This is a genomic window from uncultured Corynebacterium sp. (assembly GCF_902782855.1).
Taxonomy (GTDB): domain Bacteria; phylum Actinomycetota; class Actinomycetes; order Mycobacteriales; family Mycobacteriaceae; genus Corynebacterium.
Map to the genome: position 1 here is coordinate 1 of NZ_CACZOO010000305.1, position 4312 is coordinate 4312.

The 4312-nt window shown below is 66.4% G+C and carries 5 protein-coding genes; 4 read left to right on the forward strand and 1 reads right to left on the reverse strand.

The genetic code is table 11. From position 1 onward, the window contains the following. Window positions 1-410, reverse strand: a 410-nt coding sequence (locus QZV72_RS12350; protein WP_297008888.1) for a hypothetical protein, incomplete at its 3' end; no start/stop codon positions are given. A gap of 146 nt (window positions 411-556) precedes the next feature. On the opposite strand from QZV72_RS12350, the gene QZV72_RS12355 reads away from it, so the two are divergent. The 4 genes from QZV72_RS12355 to QZV72_RS12370 all read left to right on the forward strand — a co-directional run. Continuing rightward, window positions 557-976: a hypothetical protein gene (locus QZV72_RS12355; protein WP_297008889.1), complete on the forward strand. Its 420-nt coding sequence runs from the start codon at window positions 557-559 to the stop codon at window positions 974-976. Window positions 977-992: 16 nt separating this feature from the next. After that, on the forward strand, window positions 993-1427 hold the full coding sequence (locus QZV72_RS12360; RefSeq protein WP_297008890.1) for a riboflavin kinase: 435 nt from the start codon (window positions 993-995) through the stop codon (window positions 1425-1427). 1094 nt (window positions 1428-2521) lie between these two features. Then, window positions 2522-2689 (forward strand): hypothetical protein, encoded by a 168-nt coding sequence (locus QZV72_RS12365; protein ID WP_297008891.1) that lies wholly within the window; start codon window positions 2522-2524, stop codon window positions 2687-2689. A gap of 45 nt (window positions 2690-2734) precedes the next feature. Further along, window positions 2735-4312, forward strand: a 1578-nt coding sequence (locus QZV72_RS12370) for a nucleobase:cation symporter-2 family protein (protein ID WP_297008892.1), incomplete at its 3' end; no start/stop codon positions are given.

Sequence of the window (4312 nt, forward strand, 5' to 3'; positions counted from 1 at the left end):
CAGGGCTGGGGCATCGGCTTTGCCGTGGCGGCCACCGGACTCTTCGTCGGCGGCGGACTCGTCGCGGTGAGAGGGCTGGGACGCAACCCGGTGCGCACCATGTTGCTGTGCGCCGCGGCCGTCGGTGTGGTCGGAGCCCTGTTCACCATCCGCGACGCCGGCTGGCTCTTCCTCCTCGGGGCGTGGCTGGTGATGACCCTGATCCCCGCGGTCGAGGCGGCGGAGCAGACCGTGATCCAACAGGTCGTCCCGTACCGGAAGCAGGGGTGCGTCTTCGGCTTCGCGAACACCTTCGAGGCGGCGACGGCACCGGTGACCGGTCTGCTCGTCGCGCCGCTCGCGGAACTGTGGGTGATCCCGTACCTGGAGACCGACGCCGGGCGGGACGCCTGGGCCTGGCTGGTCGGCACCGGTGAGTCGCGCGGGATCGCCCTGATCTTCGTGGCCGGTGGTGTGCTGTGCGCGCCGCAGTACCGAATGCTGCGCGCCGGGGCGCGACCGCGCGGGATGCCGGGAAGGCTACCGGGCAGGCTACTGTGCGGGGCCCGCGTTGTCGGTGGGGCTCACGCCACCCGAGTCCGCATCAGCCGCGTGCGGCCACCGGGACGAGGGCTTCCGCGGATCCGCCTCGTACTCGGTCCATTTCCGGCCCGAGGCATGGCGTCCTGCCGCGGAGGCCGTCAGCCGCTACTGCCGCACCTTCAGCTCCTGGGCCTTCGGCAAGAAGGTCCCGGAGAACGGCTTCCTCGACCCGCAGCCGCTGGAGACCGTCAAAGACCGCCCGGAGTTCGACCTGGACTCCCTGCACCGCTCCGCGATGATCGGCACCCCGGAGGAGGTCACCGCCCGGCTGAAGTCCTACGAGGACATGGGCTACGACGAGTACTCCTACTGGATCGACAACTCGATGACCCACGAGGAGAAGAAGGCCTCGCTGCAGCTGTTCATCGACCAGGTCGTCCCGAACTTCCGGTAGGACGCAGGAGGTCACCATGCACATCATCACAGGCGCCGTCGAGTACGGTGACAAGCGCGGACGCGAGCTCGGGTTCCCCACGGCGAACATCGCCGTGACCGGGCTGAGCCCGGAGCAGGAGGCGGCACTGACCGGTGTGTGGGCCGGTGTGGCCGAGGACCTCAGCGGTGGTCCTGACGGGGAGGGTGCTGGCCAGACCCTCACCGTCACCGTGTCCATGGGGCGGCGTCCGACCTTCTACGGCCCGGAGGGTGTGTTCCTGCTGGAGGCCTTCGTGCCGGACTTCCCGGCGGGGCACTCCCGGGACCTCTACGGCCGGGAGCTGGCGGTGCACCTGTGTGAGCGGCTGCGCGGCCAGCGGGCCTTCGATTCGGTCGAGGTACTGGTGGAGTGCATGGAGGGTGACGTCGCCGCCACCCGGGAGTGGGCGGAGAAGCGCGCGGCGGTGTGAACCTTCGTCGGTCCGTCCGGTACCCGGGGAGGGTACCCGGGTGGTTCAGTGCCACCCCCGGAGGGTGACTGCCGCTCACTCTCCGGGGCTGTCGAGGTCAGAGGGGGATTCCGGGGTGCCCCTCCGGTTACTGAATCGGGGGTGGCCAGGTGGCTACTTATCAGGTCAATTCTGGAATTATTATTGACGCACATACCCGTGGCGTTCACTCTGGTTTGTGAGCAGCCATGAGGTTGCGATTCACATCCAGAAGATACGGATCTCTCACGTGAACGGGAAAAAAAGCCAGGCTGTCACTTGTGGCGGTAGGAATTTCCGTGGTTGGCACTGTGGCATCCCCCGCTATCGCCTCGGCTGAGGATGCGCCGACCGGTGTGCAGGAATCCGCTGCGTTGGATGCCCGGTCCACGAAGTACACACCCATGCTCGACGGTGTCATTCTGAGGGCTGGCCTCGGCTCTTCGCCCTCGGTGCCAGTTGCTTTCCCGGCTAACACCCAGAGCGATCCTCTCGGTCTCGGCCAGCGGGACCAGGAGGTGGACACCCTGAACTACAAGAAGAGCTGGTGGCGGAGCTGGGGTAAATGTGTCGCCGGTACTGTCGGCGGTGCGCTCACAGGTGGTGGCACCGGCGCGGTAGGTGCCGCTGGCGTGGGCGTGGCTGGCGGACCGTGGGGTGCTGGGGCGGGCGCCATCGGGGGTGGAGTCGTCGGTGGAGTGGGTGGTGGACTCGGAGGAGCTGCTGCAGCATGTTAGAGCGAAAGATCAGTGACCTGTATCGTCGTCCGGCGTTTGTTCCGTCAGTGTGCTCTCTTCTGATCGCGCTAGTGATCGTGACGGGCTTGCTCGTCAATGGAGGGGATGTCGTCGCGTCTCTTTCATATATCCCTACATGGTTCGTTGTTCCACTGTGCTTGTTCACGATCTTCTTCAGGGGGGTTTTCATCGGCAGAGCGAAAGCTGACATGGGGTAGTGAAGCGCATGCGCCTGACGGGACCTGTGTCGAATGTGGGATGAAGAGGGCTGGTGTGAGAAAAGATTCGTGGTGTCATCGCCCCGCCGTGGTGCCCCGATCTGGGCGTTACCTTATCTTGATGTCGCTGGGCTTTGTGGTCTCCATCCTGCTCGTGACTTTCGGGTTATGGGGCAACTGGTCGCAGGCGTACGGGTTGCTGCCGTTCGGCATCCTCATTCTGGTCTCGTGGACCATGGTGTTCCGCGGTCGGCGGCTCACAGTCCGCCAGCATGACACCATTCGTTGAACTGTTGTCACATGCCGGTAACACGGTTCGCCGACACTGACGGGCATGACTGTTTCCGCTCCTGAGACCTCCGGTCCCGATGAGGCGTCCGCCGTCCATCCGGTAGACCAGCGCCCGCCCATCCCCCGGCTGTTCATTCTCGGCCTCCAGCACGTGCTGGCGATGTACGCCGGTGCGATCGCCGTCCCTCTGATCGTCGGTGGCGCGCTGGTCGCGCAGGGGCAGTTCGACCAGTCCGACCTGCACCACCTCATTGCCGCCGACCTGTTCGTCGCCGGTATCGCCTCGGTGATCCAGTCGGTCGGGATCTGGAAGTTCGGCGCGAAACTGCCGCTGATGCAGGGCGTGTCCTTCGTCGCCGTCTCCCCGATGATCGCCATCGGTTCCGAGCACGGCATCACCGCCATCTACGGCTCGGTCATCGCCACCGGTGTGCTGATGATCCTCATCGCCCCGCTGTTCGCCCGCCTGGTGCGCTACTTCCCGCCGATCGTCACCGGCACGATCATCACCGTCGTCGGTCTGTCCCTGCTCTCCGTCGCCGCCGGCTGGGTGTTCAACAACCAGGCCGCGAACGGTGAAGAACCGGACGGTGGCACGGTGAAGGGCTTCATCATGACCCTGGTCACCCTGGTCACGGTCATCCTCATCCACCGGTTCGCTCCCCGGGCCCTGAAATCCCTGGCCGTGCTCGGCGGCATCATCGTCGGCACGATCGTCAGCCAGTTCGTCGGCATGACCGACTGGTCCGAGGTCGGGGACTCCGAATGGGTCGGCGTCCCGGCGCCCTTCCAGTTCGGCACCCCCACATTCGACGTCGCCTCGATCATCACCATGGTCATTGTCGGCCTGGTCATCATGACCGAGACCACCGGCGACATCATCGCTGTCGGCGACGTCGTCAAGAAGCCGGTGGACGGCAGGACCCTGTCCAACGGTCTGCGGGCCGACGGCCTGGCCACCATGCTCGGCGGCATCTTCAACACCTTCCCCTACTCCGCGTTCGCCCAGAACGTCGGCCTGGTCGCACTGTCCCGCATCGCGTCGCGCTTCGTGGTCACCGCCGCCGGCGTCATCCTCATCGTCTTCGGTCTGCTGCCGAAATTCGGCGCGGTGGCCACGGGTATCCCCTCCGAGGTCCTCGGTGGTGCCGGTGTGGCACTGTTCGGCATGGTCGCGGCGTCCGGAATCCGCACCCTGTCCACGGTGACCTGGAATGAGACGCGCGCCCTGATCGTCGGTGTGTCCATCGCCGTGGCAATGCTGCCGAGCGTGCAGCCCGGTCTGTACGACAAGCTTCCCGATGAGCTGGAGATGATCCTGCACTCCGGCATCTCCGCCGGTGCGATCGTCGTCATCGCCCTGAACCTGCTGCTCAACCGGTCCGGTGGTGGGCACCTGGCTCCGGATCTCGCGGGGGCCCAGCAGACCACGGACGGTCCCACCGGCGATTCAGAGTCCACCTCCGTGGTGCTCAACAACTCCGAGCGCGCCGCCGCCTGGGCCAGGCGCAAGGCGGAGGACGCCCGCACCGCGGTCGCCGAGGCCCGGGCCGCGGCGGCGAAGGCGGAGGAGATCCGGGCTGCCGAGGCGCGGGACACTGACGGTGCGGCGTCCCGGGGG